At 60.0% G+C, this 16,646-nt stretch carries 15 protein-coding genes; 6 read left to right on the top strand and 9 right to left on the bottom strand.

Going from position 1 to position 16,646, the window contains the following annotated elements:
* Positions 1-18: 18 nt before the first annotated feature.
* Both KHO31_RS13335 and KHO31_RS13330 read right to left on the bottom strand, forming a co-directional pair.
* Positions 19-900, bottom strand: a complete 882-nt coding sequence (locus tag KHO31_RS13335; RefSeq protein ID WP_201077924.1) for a polyprenyl synthetase family protein — start codon at positions 898-900, stop codon at positions 19-21.
* Entirely contained in the window at positions 897-1,205 is a 309-nt protein-coding gene (locus KHO31_RS13330; protein ID WP_201077922.1) for an exodeoxyribonuclease VII small subunit, read from the bottom strand. Before KHO31_RS13330 ends, KHO31_RS13335 begins: the two co-directional genes overlap by 4 nt.
* A 287-nt stretch (positions 1,206-1,492) precedes the next feature.
* On the opposite strand from KHO31_RS13330, the gene KHO31_RS13325 reads away from it, so the two are divergent.
* Positions 1,493-2,599 carry an aromatic ring-hydroxylating oxygenase subunit alpha gene (locus KHO31_RS13325; RefSeq protein ID WP_201077920.1) on the top strand — a complete coding sequence of 369 codons (1,107 nt, stop codon included), beginning with the start codon at positions 1,493-1,495 and terminating at the stop codon, positions 2,597-2,599.
* Between the two features lie 171 nt (positions 2,600-2,770).
* A complete protein-coding gene (locus KHO31_RS13320; RefSeq protein WP_201077919.1) occupies positions 2,771-3,640 on the top strand; it encodes a sulfurtransferase in 870 nt (289 codons plus the stop codon).
* Between the two features lie 153 nt (positions 3,641-3,793).
* Here the strand turns inward: KHO31_RS13320 and KHO31_RS13315 are convergent, their stop codons facing one another.
* The 3 genes from KHO31_RS13315 to polA form a co-directional block, all read right to left on the bottom strand.
* Entirely contained in the window at positions 3,794-4,666 is an 873-nt protein-coding gene (locus tag KHO31_RS13315) for a dienelactone hydrolase family protein (RefSeq protein WP_201077917.1), read from the bottom strand.
* 94 nt (positions 4,667-4,760) lie between these two features.
* Positions 4,761-6,113, bottom strand: a complete 1,353-nt coding sequence (locus tag KHO31_RS13310) for an NAD(P)/FAD-dependent oxidoreductase (RefSeq protein WP_201077915.1) — start codon at positions 6,111-6,113, stop codon at positions 4,761-4,763.
* 177 nt (positions 6,114-6,290) lie between these two features.
* Positions 6,291-9,032, bottom strand: a complete 2,742-nt coding sequence (gene polA, locus KHO31_RS13305; protein ID WP_201085200.1) for a DNA polymerase I — start codon at positions 9,030-9,032, stop codon at positions 6,291-6,293.
* 1 nt (position 9,033) lies between these two features.
* Here polA and KHO31_RS13300 point away from each other — a divergent pair, with 1 nt between their 5' ends.
* Positions 9,034-9,777, top strand: coding sequence for an LOG family protein (locus tag KHO31_RS13300; RefSeq protein ID WP_054034825.1), 744 nt, complete (start codon positions 9,034-9,036; stop codon positions 9,775-9,777).
* A 73-nt stretch (positions 9,778-9,850) separates the two neighbouring features.
* On the opposite strand, the gene KHO31_RS13295 is transcribed toward KHO31_RS13300, so the two are convergent.
* Positions 9,851-10,768 (bottom strand): transcriptional regulator GcvA, encoded by a 918-nt coding sequence (locus KHO31_RS13295; RefSeq protein ID WP_201077911.1) that lies wholly within the window; start codon positions 10,766-10,768, stop codon positions 9,851-9,853.
* A gap of 97 nt (positions 10,769-10,865) precedes the next feature.
* Here KHO31_RS13295 and KHO31_RS13290 point away from each other — a divergent pair, with 97 nt between their 5' ends.
* From KHO31_RS13290 to KHO31_RS13280, 3 genes are all read left to right on the top strand, one after another.
* Positions 10,866-11,435, top strand: coding sequence for a chromate transporter (locus KHO31_RS13290; RefSeq protein WP_201078067.1), 570 nt, complete (start codon positions 10,866-10,868; stop codon positions 11,433-11,435).
* Positions 11,432-11,962: a chromate transporter gene (locus tag KHO31_RS13285; protein ID WP_201077910.1), complete on the top strand. Its 531-nt coding sequence runs from the start codon at positions 11,432-11,434 to the stop codon at positions 11,960-11,962. Before KHO31_RS13290 ends, KHO31_RS13285 begins: the two co-directional genes overlap by 4 nt.
* A 222-nt stretch (positions 11,963-12,184) precedes the next feature.
* Entirely contained in the window at positions 12,185-12,643 is a 459-nt protein-coding gene (locus KHO31_RS13280) for a hypothetical protein (RefSeq protein ID WP_201077908.1), read from the top strand.
* Between the two features lie 111 nt (positions 12,644-12,754).
* Here KHO31_RS13280 and KHO31_RS13275 read toward each other — a convergent pair whose 3' ends face one another.
* The 3 genes from KHO31_RS13275 to KHO31_RS13265 all read right to left on the bottom strand — a co-directional run bounded on the left by KHO31_RS13275 (position 12,755) and on the right by KHO31_RS13265 (position 16,499).
* The gene (locus tag KHO31_RS13275) at positions 12,755-13,156 is read right to left on the bottom strand and encodes a hypothetical protein (protein WP_201077907.1); all 402 of its coding nucleotides are present in this window, start codon (positions 13,154-13,156) and stop codon (positions 12,755-12,757) included.
* 2 nt (positions 13,157-13,158) lie between these two features.
* Entirely contained in the window at positions 13,159-13,914 is a 756-nt protein-coding gene (locus tag KHO31_RS13270; RefSeq protein ID WP_201077905.1) for a hypothetical protein, read from the bottom strand.
* A gap of 1,058 nt (positions 13,915-14,972) precedes the next feature.
* The gene (locus KHO31_RS13265) at positions 14,973-16,499 is read right to left on the bottom strand and encodes an AMP nucleosidase (RefSeq protein WP_201077903.1); all 1,527 of its coding nucleotides are present in this window, start codon (positions 16,497-16,499) and stop codon (positions 14,973-14,975) included.
* Positions 16,500-16,646: the final 147 nt, after the last annotated feature.

The raw sequence follows: 16,646 nt of genomic DNA, 5'->3' as shown, positions 1-16,646 counted from the left end.
GGCGGCGAGCTTTCGCGTTCAGCTAACCCGGTTCACCACCAGGTCGGCCAATTCTGCAAGACGCTGCGCGCGGGCGCCGAACGGCGCAATCGCAGCGTGAGCGTCGCTGCGCAGTTGCGCTGCGAGCGCACGCGACGCCTCTAGCCCAATAATCGACACGTAGGTCGGCTTGCCGTCCTTCGCGTCTTTGCCTGCCGTCTTGCCAAGCGTCGCGGAATCGGTCGTGACGTCGAGAATATCGTCGACGACCTGAAACGCGAGGCCGACTGCGGCCGAATACGCGTCGAGCGAGCGCATCGCGTCCGCATCAGGCGTTTCGCCGGCCAGCGCGCCCATGCGCACTGCCGCACGTAGCAACGCGCCAGTCTTCATGCGGTGCATGGTTTCCAGTTGCGTGCGCGTCAGCGTATGGCCGACGCTCGCCAGATCGATCGCCTGACCGCCGCACATGCCGATCGAGCCGCTTGCCAACGCCAACTCGCGGACCAGCGAAGCCTGCTGAGCCGGGGCCAGAACATCGGACGTCAGCGCGACGAACGCCTGCGACTGCAGCGCGTCGCCGACCAGCAACGCCGTGGCCTCGTCATATTTGACGTGTACCGTGGGTTTGCCGCGACGCAGCGCGTCGTCGTCCATGCAGGGCATGTCGTCGTGCACGAGCGAGTACACGTGAATCATTTCCAGCGCCGCCGCCGCCGCATCCAGGCACTCGGCGCGCGCGCCGGTCAGCTCTCCGGCCGCATGGCACAGCAGCGGGCGCACCCGCTTGCCGCCGCCCAGCACCGCATAGCGCATGGCTTCATGCAGTTTGGCTGGCTCGGTCGCTTCCGTAGGCAGGTAGTGTTCTAGTGCCGATTCGACGCGCTCGAGTACCGAGCGCGTCCATTGTTCGAATGTCATAGGTCGTCCCCGCTTTCAGTAGCGGCTGTGCCTGCGGTATTCATAGGCAGCGGCTTGAGCGTCTCGCCATCGAGCACGCGCACTTGCTGCTCGACCTTCTCGAGCTGCTGCTGGCAAAACGCTACGAGAGCCGCACCGCGCCGGTACGCGGTGAGCGACTCCTCGAGGCTGAGATTGCCGCTTTCCATACGCGCAACCAGACCTTCCAGCTCGGCCTGGGCCGCCTCGTAGTTCGCGGGCAGCGGCGTGGTATCGACGCCTTCAGCAGGCGCGGCAGCAGTATCTTTCGACGCGGTCTTCGCCATGAATAGTCGCAAAATTAAAACAAGTCGGACATTCTACGGCAAAAGCGACATTTCCGATCCCATCGCCAGCCCGCGCCCCGCCTTTGCCCTTCGCGTCCGACCCTCAGTCTCGCAGAAAAAAAACGATTGGTCCGTGGCGAAAACCGTGAACTTACTTGACATTTTTGACCCAAATCAGGCACTTAAGCGCCCCAAGGAAGGGGAAACAGGTATAATCGCTGGCTCCCTAAATCGAATCTATCGATGGTTGGGTTGTTCACTGCTTTCACGTCTTCACGGGAGTGGGAATGTCCAATCTGAGCAATGCATTGCAGTTGCGGTCTGTCCACAGCCAGCTGCCAGTCACGGCTTACTTTGACGAAGCGCTTCTAACGCGCGAAATCGAAACCCTTTTCAAGAAAGGTCCTCGCTACATCGGCCACGATCTCATGGTGCCCGAAGCGGGGAATTATTTTGCTTTGCCCAGCGAGAGCGAAGGGCGTGTGCTCGTCCGTAACCAGCAGTCGCAAGTCGAACTGCTGTCGAACGTGTGCCGCCACCGGCAAGCCATCATGCTCAACGGCCGCGGCCAGACGGAGAACATCGTCTGCCCCCTGCACCGTTGGACGTACGATCTGAACGGCCAGCTCCTCGGTGCACCTCATTTTGCGGATAACCCCTGCCTGAATCTCGGCGGCACGCCGCTGCAGAACTGGCAAGGCTTGCTGTTCGAAGCGCAGGGGCGTGACGTCGCGCGCGATCTGGCACGCCTCGGCACCAAGCAACACTTCGATTTTTCGGGCTTCATGTTCGATCACGTCGAAGTGCACGAGTGCAATTACAACTGGAAGACCTTTATTGAGGTCTATCTGGAGGACTACCACGTCGCGCCGTTCCATCCGGGCCTCGGCAGCTTCGTCAATTGCGACGATCTGACGTGGGAATTCGGCGAATGGTACAGCGTGCAGACAGTCGGCGTTCACAAGGATCTGGAGCAGCCCGGCAGCCCGACGTACCGCAAATGGCACGACGAAGTTCTGCGCTTCCGTGACGGCAATCCGCCGGAATTCGGCGCGATCTGGATGGTGTACTACCCGGGCATCATGATCGAGTGGTATCCGCACGTGCTGGTCGTGTCGTGGCTGATTCCGCGCGGTCCGCAGAAAACCACCAATGTGGTGGAGTTCTATTACCCTGAGGAAATCGCGCTGTTCGAACGCGAATTCGTCGAAGCCGAGCGTGCCGCCTATATGGAAACGGCTCGCGAAGACGACGAGATCGCCGAACGTATGGACGCGGGGCGCCGCGCGCTGATGAGCCGCGGTGAATCGCAGGTCGGCCCGTACCAGAGCCCGATGGAAGACGGCATGCAGCACTTCCACGAATTCTTGCGGCGCGAACTCGGGGCGATCTGATCCGCGCACGGTGCGCCTCGACCGCCGTTTGAGCAGGTCCTTGCGCGAACCGCATCAAAGCATGGAAAGACGGGCTTCGGCCCGTCTTTTTTTGTTTAGACTATCAGTATCGTTCGGCCATTCGCTTACTTTGGTTCCACAGCGCTCACTCCGGTCGACACAGGAGACGTCATGCCGCACACTCACTACACCACACTCATCTCCGCGACCAATCTCGCGGAAAGGCTGACCGCCGCGCCGGGCAGCGTGTTCGTCATCGATTGCCGTTTTGATCTGGCCGACACCGAGGCGGGCGAGAAAGCCTATCTGGCCGGGCATTTGCCGGGCGCACATTATCTGAATCTCGATCGCGATCTGTCGGGGCCGAAGAACGGCCACAATGGCCGCCATCCGCTGCCGGATCGCGCGCGCCTCGTGGAAACGCTCGAGTCGCGCGGCCTGAAGCAGGGTCAACAAGTGGTCGCCTATGACGCGCAAGGCGGCATGTACGCCGCCCGTGCCTGGTGGCTGCTGCGCTGGCTAGGCCACGATGCCGTCGCGTTGCTTGATGGCGGACTGCAAGCCTGGCAGGCCGCTGGCGGTCCGCTGACGCAAGACGCGCCGGCGCAGAATACAGGCGACTTCAAAGCGGGTGCGCCGCTTTCTGTCACCGTCGATGCGCAGACTGTCGAGCGCAATCTCGGCACGAAAGAACGCGTCGTGGTCGATGCGCGCGCGAACGATCGCTATCGCGGCGAAAACGAAACGCTGGATCGCGTCGGCGGCCATATTCCGGGCGCGCTCAACCGGTTCTTCAAGGACAACCTCACCGCCGACGGCCGCTATAAACCGGCCCACACGCTGCGCGAGGAATTCCATGCGTTGCTGGGCGACACGCCACCGGAGCACGTCGTACTGCAATGCGGCTCGGGTGTAACGGCATGCGTGAACGCGCTCGCGATGGAGATCGCCGGCATGCACGGCGCGGCGCTGTATGCGGGATCGTGGAGCGAATGGAGTTCTGACCCGAAGCGGCCGGTTGCAACGGGCCCGAATCCTTAAGCGTCCCATCAAGCAGGACGAATAGCAAAAAGGCTGTGGCTGCTTTTTCTGGCAGCCACAGCCTTTTTTCATCCTTTGAGCCGAGCGCATCGGCACGCCGTTTTGGCGAGTCATCGAAAGTATCGAACGTGCCAGCCCATCAAGCGTGTGCCTTTATACGACTCCATGCTGCTTGAACCACACGAGCGTACGTCGCCAGCCATCCTCGGCATCAGCCTTCTTGTAGCTCGGCCGGTAGTCAGCGAAAAACGCGTGGCCCGCATCGTCGTACACGACGAATTGCGAGCCGCGGCCCACCTGGGGACCTTGTGCGATGGCCTGTTTCATCTGCTCGAGCGTGTCTTGCGGGATGCTCTTGTCCTGGAGCCCATATAAACCCAGCACCGGCGCATGCAGATCCGCCACCAGGTCAAGCGGATTGGCCGGCGTCATTGCGTTCTTCGCGCCCACTACGCGCCCATACCAGGCCACGGCAGCCTTCAGCCGTGGATTGTGTTCCGCATACAGCCACGAAATACGCCCGCCCCAGCAAAACCCGTTCACACCGAGCCGGTTCAGATCGCCGCCATGTTCGCCAGCCCACATGACGGTCGCATCGAGATCGGCCACGGCCTGCTCGTCCGGCACCTTGCTCAGGATCTGATCGTCGATCTGCTGGATGGTCGGCAGCACCGAAGGATCGCCCTCCCGCTCGAACAGGTTCGGGGCGATCGCCAGATAGCCCAGCTTCGCAAAGCGCCGGCACACGTCGGCGATATGTTCGTGCACGCCAAAGGCCTCGTGAACGACGATGATCACCGGCAAATGCGTTTTGCCCTTCGGCTGCGCGCGATAAGCCGGCACCAGCGTGTCGCCTGAACGCACAGCGACCTCGCCGGCTTCAAGACCGTCGCTATCGGTATGGATGGTTTGCGCCGACACCGGCAGCACGGCCGCAGCGAAACCGGTGCCGAGCGCAGCCTTGATGAAGGTACGCCGATTGAAGGGAACGTGCGGGACCAGGCTGTCGATATCAGGTTTCAGCATGCGGCGCTCCTCGGGTGAAGGTTGGATGCAACAGGATACGCTTCACCCGCATCCTGTTGCACAAGCAACCAACCGTCTCAAGCGCGGCCGGCCTTCAGTGCAGCTTGACCCGCGGCAGCGTGGTGCGCCGCAACCAGTGCGCAAAGGTGTCGAGCACCATCCGCGCATAGCCGTGCAGCGCCGCGATATGCAGCCGGTACAGCGACATGTACATGAAGCGCGCGAACAGCCCCTCGATCAACATATTCCCGCCGATCACGCCGCCCATCAGATTGCCGACCGCGCTGAAGTGCCCGAGCGACACCAGCGAGCCAAAGTCGCGGTAGGTAAATTCGGGCAGCGGCTTGTTCTCGAGCCGGGCCGCCAGCGCCTTCATCAGGAAGCTTGCCTGCTGGTGAGCCGCTTGCGCACGCGGCGGCACGTTGCGCTCATTGCCCGGCCATGGGCAAGCCGCGCAATCGCCGAGTGCGAAGATGTTGTCGTCGATTTCAGTTTGCAACGTGCGACGCACGATGAGTTGCCCCAAACGGTTGACCGGCAGGCCGTCGAGCTGGCTCAGAATGGCGGGCGCCTTGATGCCCGCCGCCCACACCGTCAGATCGGCGCGCACGGTTTTACCGCTGGCCGTGCGGATCATGCCGGGCGCGACCTCGGCCACGGTCTCGCCGATCATCAGCTTCACACCGAGCTTGGTGAGCAATTCGGCAGTAGCCGTCGATACACGCTCCTGCAAGGCCGGCAAAATGCGCGGCCCCGCCTCGATCAGCACGATGCCGACGTCGTGCCGCGGATCGAGCTTATGCAAGCCATACGCGGACAACACCTGGGCCGTATTGCGCAACTCAGCCGAGAGTTCGACGCCCGTCGCGCCGCCGCCGACAATCGCCACCTGGATGCGCGGCTCAGTGGAGGTCGACGACGTGTCGGGCCCCGATTCGACAGGTTCATGCACCTGATGCTCCGCACGCATACAGGCCGCGATCAAGCGCTTGCGGAAACGCTCCGCCTGGCTAACCGTATCGAGCGCGAGAGAAAACTCAGGTGCGCCCTTCACGCCGAAGAACGCCGTGGTGCTGCCGATCGCGATGATCAGCGTGTCGTATTCGAGTTCGCGCGCGGGCAGCAATTCGGCGCCATCGTCGTCGAGCACGGTGCCGAGCGTAAGACGCTTGTTCGCACGGTCCAGACCGGTCAGATCACCCTGCTGAAACTCAAAGCCATGCCAGCGCGCTTGCGCCGCATATTCGAGTTCCTGGGTGAACGGGTCCATGCTGCCGGCTGCCACTTCATGCAGCAGCGGCTTCCAGATATGGGTTGGATTGCGGTCGACGAGCGTCACTTGCGCGCGCACACCGCTTTTGTTCTTGTGAGGCGCGTAGCGGTCGCCCAAGCGTGTCGCCAACTCCAGCCCCCCTGCGCCCCCGCCAACGACGATAAACCGATGCATTGAACTCTCCGTATTTGCCGATGGGTCATGCGTCGCGACGGCGCGTCGTCAAACATGAACGCGCGCCGTCTATCGTAGCGATTGTCCGCGAGCGGCACGGGTTGTCACAAGCTATCAATACGCATATGTGACATGCGCACGACGTTATCGCCTATTGAGCGCTTCGTCACATGTACGTCAATGCGCTTCTTCCCAGTTCAGGCCGGCGCCCACTTCAGCGACCAGCGGCACTTTCAGCGCGGCGACACCGCACATCAGTTCCGGTAAGCGCTTGCGTACATCGGACAATTCCGCGTCCGGCACTTCGAGAATCAGTTCGTCGTGCACTTGCATGATCATGCGCGTACCGATCTTCGACTCTTCGATCCACTTCTGCACCGCGATCATCGACAGCTTGATCAGATCGGCGGCCGTGCCTTGCATCGGCGCGTTAATGGCCGCGCGCTCCGCTGCCTGACGGCGCGGGCCGTTGCCGCCGTTGATCTCCGGCAGCCACAGGCGGCGGCCGAACGCCGTTTCCACGTAGCCCTTGGCCTTCGCGCTCAGACGCGTTTCGTCCATATAACGCGCGACGCCCGGATACCGCGCGAAGTAGCGGTCGATATACAGCTTGGCTGCATCGCGCGTGATGCCGAGGTTCGCGGCGAGACCGAACGCGCTCATGCCGTAGATCAGACCGAAGTTGATGACCTTCGCTACACGCCGTTGATCGTTCGAGACTTCGAGCGGTGTCACGCTGAAAATCTCCGCCGCAGTGGCGCGGTGAATGTCTTCGCCTTGCGAGAACGCACGCAGCAGGGATTCGTCGCCGGAAATGTGCGCCATGATGCGCAATTCGATCTGCGAATAGTCGGCGGAGACGAGCTTGTGGCCCGGCGGGGCGATAAACGCCTCGCGAATGCGGCGGCCTTCGCCGGTACGCACGGGAATGTTCTGCAGGTTCGGATCGTTCGACGCCAGCCGACCCGTGACCGCAACCGCCTGTGCATAGTTCGTATGCACACGGCCGGTGGTGGCGTTGACCATGCGCGGCAGCTTGTCCGTATAGGTCGATTTCAGCTTCGACAAGCCGCGGTGTTCGAGCAGGATCTTCGGCAGCGGATAGTCTTCGGCGAGCTTTTGCAGCACTTCTTCATCGGTGGACGGCGCGCCGCTCGGGGTCTTCTTGACCACCGGCAATTCGAGCTTCTCAAAGAAAATCTGACCAATCTGCTTCGGCGAACCCAGATTGAATTCACCGCCGGCCAGCACGTACGCTTCGCTTTCCAGTTGAATCAGACGCGTGGCGATTTCGCTACTTTGCGCGCGCAGCTTCTCGGCGTCGATCAGCACGCCGGTACGCTCCATCTTGCGCAACACTCGCGAGGTCGGCACTTCGATGTCGCGATACACGTAGTCGAGTGTCTTCTCCGCGGCCACTTGCGGATACAAAGCCTGATGCAGACGCAAAGTGATGTCGGCGTCTTCCGCCGCGTATTCGGCGGCCGTTTCCAGCGCGACTTCGTCGAAGCCGATTTGCGACGCGCCCTTACCCGCAACCTCTTCGTACTTGATCGTCTTGATGCCGAGATGACGCAGCGCGAGGCTGTCCATATCGTGCGTACGATGCGATTCGAGCACGTACGATTCCAGCAGCGTGTCGTGTTCGATGCCGCGCATTTCGATGCCGTAGTTCGCCAGCACCTGTTCGTCGTACTTCATGTGCTGGCCGACCTTCTTGTGGCCGGCACTTTCGAGCCAGGGCCTGAGCTTCGCCAGCACTTCATCGCGCGGCAATTGCACGGGTGCGTCCGGACCGCGATGCGCGACCGGTACATACGCGGCATAGCCAGGCTCGACCGAGAACGACAAGCCCACGATTTGCGCGGTCATCGGATCGAGCGAGGTGGTTTCGGTATCGAACGCAGTCAGCTCGGCGGCGTTGATTTTTTCGAGCCAGGCGTCGAATTGTTCCCAGGTCTGCACGGTGTCGTAGTGACGTTCGTGATCCACGGTGAGCGCCGGCGGCACGTCGGTCTCGGGACCCGCCACCGCTTCCGCGCTTTCCACTTCGCGCAGCCAGGTCTTGAAACCGTTGCGCGTGAACACGTCGCGCAGTTCCTCGCGCGATTCCGGCCGGCTTTCCAGGCTTTCTTCGATCGACACGATATGGCCGGTCAGATCGCATTGGCGCTCGACGGTGACGAGTTTCTTCGCCATCGGCAGAAAATCGAGCGCACGTCGCAGATTGTCTCCTACCGCACCTTTGATCTCGTCCGCATGTGCGACGATGCCATCGAGGGTTTCGTACTGCGTCAGCCATTTGATCGCCGTTTTCGGCCCGCATTTCTCGACGCCAGGCACGTTGTCGACGGTATCGCCGATCAACGACAGGTAGTCGATGATGCGCTCCGGCGGCACGCCGAATTTGGCGATCACGCCTTCGCGGTCGAGCTTCTCGTTAGTCATCGTATTGATGAGGGTGACATGATCCGACACGAGCTGCGCCAGATCCTTGTCCCCAGTCGACACGATCACATTCATGCCGCGCTTCTCCGCGGCGGTGCTGAGCGTGCCGATCACGTCGTCAGCCTCGACGCCTTCGATCATCAGGAGCGGCCAGCCAAGCGCGCGCACGGCGACATGAATTGGCTCGATCTGGCGCGCGAGATCGTCCGGCATCGACGGACGATTCGCCTTATAGTCGGCATACCAGTCATCGCGGAACGTTTTGCCCTTGGCGTCGAACACGCAGGCGCTATACTCTGCAGTGACTTCCTTGCGCATGCGCCGCAGCATGTTGATCATTCCGTAGAGCGCACCCGTCGGGCCACCCTCGGGTCCGCGCAGATCAGGCATCGCATGGTAGGCCCGGTACAGATAACTCGAACCGTCGACCAATAGCAGGGTCTTACCTTCAAGGCTTCGTTCTTCAGGCATTATGACTAAGAGAAAAGTGATTCCGAGTCTGCGATCACTCGCAGATCAAGAGCGCGCAACGGCTAAGAAGGCCCGCGCATCGTGGCAGATGTTCACGATTATGGCAGAGTTTATCGAGGCGACCGAGTACCTCTCGGAGATTCGCCCGGCTGTCAGCATCTATGGTTCAGCGCGCCTGAAACCGAACTCGCCTTACTACAAACTCGCCACGCAGATCGCGCGCAAGCTGTCCGACGCAGGCTTCGCGGTCATCTCGGGCGGCGGCCCCGGCATCATGGAAGCAGCCAACAAAGGCGCCCATGCGGGCAAGGCCCCGTCGGTCGGCCTGAACATCGAACTGCCGCACGAGCAATCGGGCAACCAGTGGCAGGACATCTCGCTGCGCTTCCGCCATTTCTTCACGCGCAAGGTCACGTTCGTGAAGAACTCGGATGCGGTGATCGTCATGCCGGGCGGCTTCGGCACGCTGGATGAACTCGCCGAAGTCCTCACGCTGATTCAAACCAAGAAGTCGCGCCACGTGCCGATCATTCTGGTGGGCGGCGAGTTCTGGGAAGGCCTGCTTGCCTGGTTCAAGAACTCGCTCACGCCGATGGGGCTGATCAATCCGACTGATATGGACTTGATGCAGGTGATCGACGACCCGGATCAGGTGCTCGAAGCAGTGTTGAAGTTCTACGAAGACCGCGAAGAAGCTGAGCCGCATCCGGCCAAGTCGGATGAAGACCGGATGTTCTATTTGTAATGTTGAAGCTTCGCGCCCCGTGCGCGAAGTCAGCGTGCGTTGTTCAATGGGCATTGAGCAACGCACACAGGTTCTAGCGGGCGGCCTCCAGGTCGCTCGCTTCCGCTACATCGGTCTGATCACCCTGCGCTTGCAACCATTCGCAGAACTGCGCCACCAAAGGCGCCTGCGCGACCTCCCGCCTCGCCACCCACCAATAGCCGCGTGCATCGATCCGCGGGCCGGCCAACGGCACGACGAGCCGTCCCGATGCCAGCTCGTCCGCCAGCAAGGGCAACGGACCGAGCGCCACGCCGAGGCCATCCACCGCGGCCTGCAAGGCCAGGTAGAAGTGATCGAACGACTGCTTCTTCCGGCATTTCGCCATGACTCCCGCTGCCGATAACCAGTTGCCCCACGCATCGGGCCGCGTATCCGAATGCAGCAGCACATGTTTCGCGAGATCGTCGGCCGCGTTGATCGGCGAGCGTTGCAGGAGCGTGGGACTGCAGACCGGAATCTCGCTTTCGCCAAGAAAATGGCCGCTCACGCAGTTCGGCCAATGCGCCGGACCGCGCCGCACCGCGACGTCGAAGCTGTCCAGTGTTTCGACCGGCGCGTTTGAAGTCGATAAGCGCAGCTCCACATTCGGCACCTTGCGCTGGAACTGATGGAGCCGCGGCAGCAGCCATTTCATCGCGAAGGTCGGCAGTGCATTCACCCGCAGCACATGAACGACGCCGGTGTCGCGCAGTTGGTCCGTGGCCAGCGCGATGCTGTCGAATGCGGCCTGCACGGTGGCCAGATAGCGGCGGCCGTCGTCGGTCAGGCGCACGCGCTTGCCGCGGCGATGGAACACCTGCACGCCGAGCCAGGTTTCGAAAGCTGCGACTTGCCGGCTGATTGCACCGTGCGTCACATGCAATTCGTTCGCCGCGGCGGTGAAGCTTTCATGCCGCGCGGCAGCTTCGAAGGCACGCAGCGCCGGAAAGGGAGGAAGATTACGAGCCATGCTTGTGATTCTAGATCACAAAGGCGCGCTCAAAAATCGTTTTGCCTTGAGCCTGTTCGGCGCTAACCTCCAGAGCTTGAACTGGAAGCTTGGCGATATGGATCACAACCTCACCTCAACCGAAGCCGCACAGGCGCCCACGCCCACGTTGCGGGAGATTTTTGGCGGCTTTCTCGGCCTCGGACTGATCTCGTTCGGCGGCGCACTGCCGCTGGCGCGGCGCGCCGTGGTCGACCAAAGGCGCTGGCTGACCGGCGCGGAATTCACCGACTTGCTGGGCCTGTGCCAATTCTTGCCGGGCGGCAACGTGATCAATCTTTCGGTGGCGATCGGGATGCGCTTTCGCGGCGTACCGGGTGCGTTGGCCGGTCTGCTCGGGTTGATCGCTGGGCCTTCGCTGGTCGTGATCGGCCTTGGCGTGCTTTACGAACACACGCAAAACAACCCGCACGTTCGCCATCTGTTTGCCGGTCTCGCGGCGGCTGCGTCCGGCCTGTTGATCTCGATGGCCGTGAAGATCCTCCTGCCGTTGCGGGATAAACCAATGGCTGCGCTCATCGCCGCGCTTGGCTTCATCGCGATCGCAATCATGCGCCTGCCGCTTCTGCCTACGATGCTGGTGCTCACGCCGCTAAGCATCTACATCGCGTCGAGAGCTGTACGATGAACGACACGCTCATTTCTCTCGCCATCATTTTCAGTCAGCTTTCGCTGCTGGCGTTCGGTGGCGGCAACACGATTCTTCCGGAGATGCAACGTCAGGTCGTGGACGTGCATCACTGGATGCCGGCCAGCGAATTCAGCGCGCTGTTCGCGCTCGCACAAGCGGCGCCGGGGCCGAACCTGATGATCGTGACGCTGGTCGGCTGGCACGTGGCAGGTTGGGCGGGGATGCTGGTGACTTCAGTGGCGAAGTTCGGGCCGTCTTCGCTCGTGACGATACTCGCGCTGCATGCATGGGACCGGTTCAAGGACCGTCCGTGGCGGCGTTACGCGCAAATGGGACTGGTGCCGGTGACGGCCGGCATCGTCGCGGCGAGCGCGGCCCTGATCGCCGAAGCGTCGAACCCGACGGCGATTGCATGGGCAATCACCGCTTTTACCGCCGTGCTGGCGTTGAAAACGCGCATTCATCCGCTGTGGTTGTTGGCGGCGGGGAGTTTGATTGGGCTGACGGGGTTTGGGCAGTTCTGAAATTCTCTGGGGGGACCTGCCAGCGTTACTTTGGTAAGCAGGGATCTTTCGGACTCCAGCGGAGACGTGATGAAGTGCCTGGCGCACAGAACTCCTGCAAACAAAGCAGATCGAGAAGTGCATTGACGAAACGCAACGTGGTGCCAAAAACCCGTACCGTCAGTGTCTCGGGATTACGGAGGACAGCTATGCTTATGGATTCAGCTACTGCGCCATCTGCTCATGACCTACCATGCCATTACTGTCACGCTTGAAAACATCGGCGGGATAGTGGCCGATAAAGACAAATATGGCAGGAGAACAATCGGAACAGCCTTTAACGTCACAGTTGCGGGCAAACGTCAGTACGCTGTACAAATGCGTGGCGCGCCTCGACTTGAAAACGGCATGGTCGTGACGGCCGTACTGCGCGATACGGATAACTGGCAAACACTCGTGGGATGGTTAAACCACGCCACGGGCGAGATTTGCGGTGTCGATTCACCCGAGGTTTCCTTCTGGTGGTTTGTGGCTGGCATTCTGATGTCAGCCCTCCTTTACCTTAAATGGATAAATGAAGCTCACAGCGGTGACGCCAGTGCGCGCGTCGTAGTTTGGATGATCGCGGTCGGAGCGATGAACGCCTGGACGCTATTCTCCTGGCGGAAATCGGCGAAGGTCTACAGGTTGCTGAAACCCTAAATGTCTGGGTAATTTCAAAATCACAGGGATGACTGTGGCGAAAATTTCTGCCATCACCTACCGCGCAATGCGGTAAGTGACGGCAGAAGCGAAAGGCCGCTTATTCGTCATTCATCTACGCCGCCGCAGTCCGTCGCCGGTAGTATTCGCTTCGATCCAATCTTTCGCCGCTTCGCGCCGCAATATGAGCAGCGCGCCGAGTCGCAGCCACACGCAAACGGTAATGAGCGCGATAGCCCACAATCCCAATTCTTGCAAATATGAGTGGCCGAATATAGTCCATACAAGACCAAAAACCCCGATCCACTTAAGCAGGTCATAAGCCCATCTCCTTCTCTTTATCCCATACACGAACGCTAGGGGATTCGCCACAAGACTTGCGAACACGGCCAAATAACCGTCCCACGGCAGAGAGCCGGATTGAAGCAAGGCGACTTCCACCCAAGCCTCGCACAGGAAAGCGAGAAAAAATCCAATAATGAAAATCCGAATACAACGCGGCATTTCTGTCATAGCTATCTGAATTGCACGTTTTTGCAATAATCCATTCCACTGACAATATCGCTCCAACCCTGCTTAACACTCAAATATTGGCAGTAGTTTTCCTTATATTGGGCCTCGTTGACCGGTGTGAAGCTACCTGGAACGGGGGTTGCCATAGGCATCAAGCCGGTACCTGAAACCCCCTTGTCGCTCAGACAAATGAACAACCCTTTTTGCGTCAATATTTCGTCGTATGAGGCAAGCACATATCCACTCCCGGTTTGAAGACTTGACCAATAAAGCGATGCACTAGCAACCGATGCAGGTTGCGAGATTTGCAGCAAGTTCGACATGTAATTACCCAACCATATTTTCGCAGAGTTTATATATGGCTGAAAGGTCGATTGCAAGTCGGCAGCCAGGACGAGTGCACCGATTGCCACTGCGGCGCCAGGGCCGATTTCAGCCAAAACAAGCACTGTAACTGCAATTGTTCCAGCAGCACTGATAATGGTCAGCACATCGCCTGGCTGGATTCTTTTGTCCGGATTTTGCCAATCCGTCACGACCCTTATTAATGCAGACGTCGCAGACATTTGGTTTGTCATGATGCGCACCGGTTTCAGCATCGGAGCGACATTTGATATGGTCGCAATGAGATTTGTGCCATTCTGAATAATTGACAGAGAGTCATTCCGGCTATTTGCCGCGGACACAAACGCCTGATAAGTAACCATCGAATTGGAACCATTCTCGATGAACTGCAACGTCATTTCCACTTTTGCCATTTTATTCAGCCTTTGACTCTGTATCCCACGGGGCAATCGAGCTTACTGAGGAACTGACGGATGGTGCGATAGACGGACTCGATCCGACAACATAACGATAATAGAGCTGTGTATTGCCTGTTTTTGGCGTGTACACCGTCTGGGCGATAAATGATTTTGTCTTTGTGAGATTGACAGGTAGTACATCAATAATTTGTGAGAAGTTTTTATCCGTCGCCATTTGAAGACTAGCCGTAATATCACTATTCGGGCTGTCAAAATTTATGATGCGCACCCAGAATACCCATGACCCGTCGTCGCGCCTCAATGCAGTCGCGCCGTTTGTTAGCGCATATCCGCGTAGCGAAGTGGCTGCAATTTGGGGGGATGTGGGAGTCGCCCTTGCGATTTGGGACGTGATGCCAACAAAAGATAACAAGCTTGTTCGTAAAAATAATCGCCTAGTCGTCATCGTGTCTCTATGTAGTTGGATGGCTATCGCCGTTTGTAAATGTAGTTTTCGCTGCGTTTACAAAAATATCGTCACTGCGAACGCGCCCGAAATAGGACAATTCCGAAAAACAATTGCCGCTATCGAACAGCGCTGTCCAACGGCGGGTGAGCCTGAACGAGCGATTTCCGCTGCATTTCCACGGGAGGACGAGCCCGGAGTAAAGCGAGGCCGTCACGTAGTCGACTGCCGGTGGGCGGCAGGCTATGGAGGGTGGTTGATCATCAACGGATGATCATCGACATGAACGAAACGTGGATCCGCACCGCTGAGCAGGTGCGCGTCATACTCGAGGGCACCGGGACACTGGAATTTGTTCCCGCCACCAACGCACGCGCGCGGGACATGGATCGCATCGGCGCTGGGCCGGTTGAATTGTCGCTGGATGAAGCGCAACAACCGGGGGCTGGATTGCGCTGTCTGCGCCGCTTCGGTGGCTTCAGCGGCGCGTATGCCAACCGGCTCGTGCGATCCTGGCTGCCGCACGAAACTATCCGTCCGAAGGGCGTGCCCCCCCGGACGCTTCAGCGCGGCTATACACCGGCGCCGACACTCAAACCCATACCGCTTACTGAAACGCCACTTCCGCGAAGCTGCGCAACTTGCGGCTATGCAGCCGATGCAAGCCGTTCATGCGCAACAACTCCATCGCCTTCACCCCGATCTGCAAATGCTGATCGACTTGCGCGCGATAGAACTGATCCGCCATGCCGGGAAGTTTCAATTCGCCATGCAAGGGCTTGTCCGACACGCATAACAACGTGCCGTAAGGCACGCGGAAGCGGAACCCATTGGCGGCGATCGTCGCGCTTTCCATATCAAGCGCAACCGCGCGGCTTTGCGACAGCCGCTGCACCGGCTCACGATGATCGCGCAACTCCCAGTTACGGTTATCCACACTCGCCACCGTGCCCGTGCGCATCACGCGCTTCAACTCGACGCCATCCAGTTGCGTGACCTGCGCAACCGCGCGTTCCAACGCCACCTGCACTTCGGCAAGTGCGGGAATCGGCACCCACAGCGGCAAATCGTCGTCGAGCACATGATCTTCGCGCACATAGCCGTGTGCCAGTACGTAGTCGCCCAAACGCTGCGTATTGCGCAGACCCGCGCAGTGGCCGAGCATGATCCACGCATGCGGACGCAGCACGGCGATGTGGTCCGTGATCGTCTTCGCGTTCGACGGCCCGACGCCGATGTTGACCATCGTGATGCCGCTGCCGTCTGCACGCTTCAGGTGGTACGCAGGCATCTGCGGCAGACGCGGCGGCGCCGTTCCTTCCTGCGCCTGCTCGCCGAGATTCTCGTTGTATGTGATCACGTCGCCCGGTTCGACGAACGACGTGTATTCGCTGCGATAGGCGCGCAGTTCTTCGTCGTCGGTATGGGCCATCATCGTGCGGCCGAGTTTGACGAACTCGTCGATATAGAACTGGTAGTTCGTGTACAACACGTAGTTCTGGCAATGGGTGGGCGACGTCGCCGTATAGTGCTTCAGCCGATGCAGCGAAAAATCCACCCGTGCCGCCGTGAACAGCGCCAACGGATGCGGCTCGCCCGGCAGCGGCTCATACGTGCCGTTGACAATGCGGTCGTCGAGCAGCGCGAGGTCCGGTGTGTCGAACACGTCGCGCATCAGGAACAGGCGCTCGCGATCCAGATCGCCCTCGAGGTGAATGCCCTCGGCGAATGCGAAGTGAATCGGAATCGGCTGATCGGACACGCCAACTTCGATCTGCACGTGATGGTTCTTGGCCAGCAGGCGCAACTGCTCGCGATAGTAGTCGCCGAACAGATCCGGCCGCGTGACCGTGGTCTCGAACACGCCTGGCCCCGCGACAAAACCGTATGAGCGGCGTGAGTCGATATGCGTGTTGACTTCGGTGCACACCCGGACGAACGGGTAGCAGGCGCGCACCCGGCGCTCGAACAATTCGTTGCGGCGGTAACGCGCGAAGGCGTCGCGCAGGAACGAAGTGTTTGCTTCGTAGATCGCCGACAGACGCGTGACGGCCTCGGTCGCGTCGTCAAAGGATTCGGTCGGGAAGCTGTTGGCGGGAGTCTGCACCGCGCGTTGATTGGTATCGTTGTTCATCGTCATTCGCCTCGATTGATGAGACGACATTACCACGGAACCCGTGATCGCCAAATGACCGCGCGGCGCTTACCACAGCGGCCGCAACAGCGGTTGCAAGATTGCGCGCACATCGTGCGAAAGCGGCGCAAAATAAGGCGATCGCGC

Source organism: Paraburkholderia domus, from assembly GCF_905220705.1.
Lineage (GTDB): Bacteria > Pseudomonadota > Gammaproteobacteria > Burkholderiales > Burkholderiaceae > Paraburkholderia > Paraburkholderia domus.
The sequence above is the reverse complement of the archived record's forward strand: the minus strand, read 5'-3'. Positions and strand labels throughout refer to the sequence as shown.

Bases quoted from the DNA above. Each gene is read 5' to 3' on its own strand.
- KHO31_RS13335 (WP_201077924.1), bottom strand. From the start codon at position 900: ATGACATTCGAACAATGGACGCGCTCGGTACTCGAGCGCGTCGAATCG.
- KHO31_RS13330 (WP_201077922.1), bottom strand. From the start codon at position 1,205: ATGGCGAAGACCGCGTCGAAAGATACTGCTGCCGCGCCTGCTGAAGGC.
- KHO31_RS13325 (WP_201077920.1), top strand. From the start codon at position 1,493: ATGTCCAATCTGAGCAATGCATTGCAGTTGCGGTCTGTCCACAGCCAG.
- KHO31_RS13320 (WP_201077919.1), top strand. From the start codon at position 2,771: ATGCCGCACACTCACTACACCACACTCATCTCCGCGACCAATCTCGCG.
- KHO31_RS13315 (WP_201077917.1), bottom strand. From the start codon at position 4,666: ATGCTGAAACCTGATATCGACAGCCTGGTCCCGCACGTTCCCTTCAAT.
- KHO31_RS13310 (WP_201077915.1), bottom strand. From the start codon at position 6,113: ATGCATCGGTTTATCGTCGTTGGCGGGGGCGCAGGGGGGCTGGAGTTG.
- polA (WP_201085200.1), bottom strand. From the start codon at position 9,032: ATGCCTGAAGAACGAAGCCTTGAAGGTAAGACCCTGCTATTGGTCGAC.
- KHO31_RS13300 (WP_054034825.1), top strand. From the start codon at position 9,034: ATGACTAAGAGAAAAGTGATTCCGAGTCTGCGATCACTCGCAGATCAA.
- KHO31_RS13295 (WP_201077911.1), bottom strand. From the start codon at position 10,768: ATGGCTCGTAATCTTCCTCCCTTTCCGGCGCTGCGTGCCTTCGAAGCT.
- KHO31_RS13290 (WP_201078067.1), top strand. From the start codon at position 10,866: ATGGATCACAACCTCACCTCAACCGAAGCCGCACAGGCGCCCACGCCC.
- KHO31_RS13285 (WP_201077910.1), top strand. From the start codon at position 11,432: ATGAACGACACGCTCATTTCTCTCGCCATCATTTTCAGTCAGCTTTCG.
- KHO31_RS13280 (WP_201077908.1), top strand. From the start codon at position 12,185: ATGACCTACCATGCCATTACTGTCACGCTTGAAAACATCGGCGGGATA.
- KHO31_RS13275 (WP_201077907.1), bottom strand. From the start codon at position 13,156: ATGACAGAAATGCCGCGTTGTATTCGGATTTTCATTATTGGATTTTTT.
- KHO31_RS13270 (WP_201077905.1), bottom strand. From the start codon at position 13,914: ATGGCAAAAGTGGAAATGACGTTGCAGTTCATCGAGAATGGTTCCAAT.
- KHO31_RS13265 (WP_201077903.1), bottom strand. From the start codon at position 16,499: ATGAACAACGATACCAATCAACGCGCGGTGCAGACTCCCGCCAACAGC.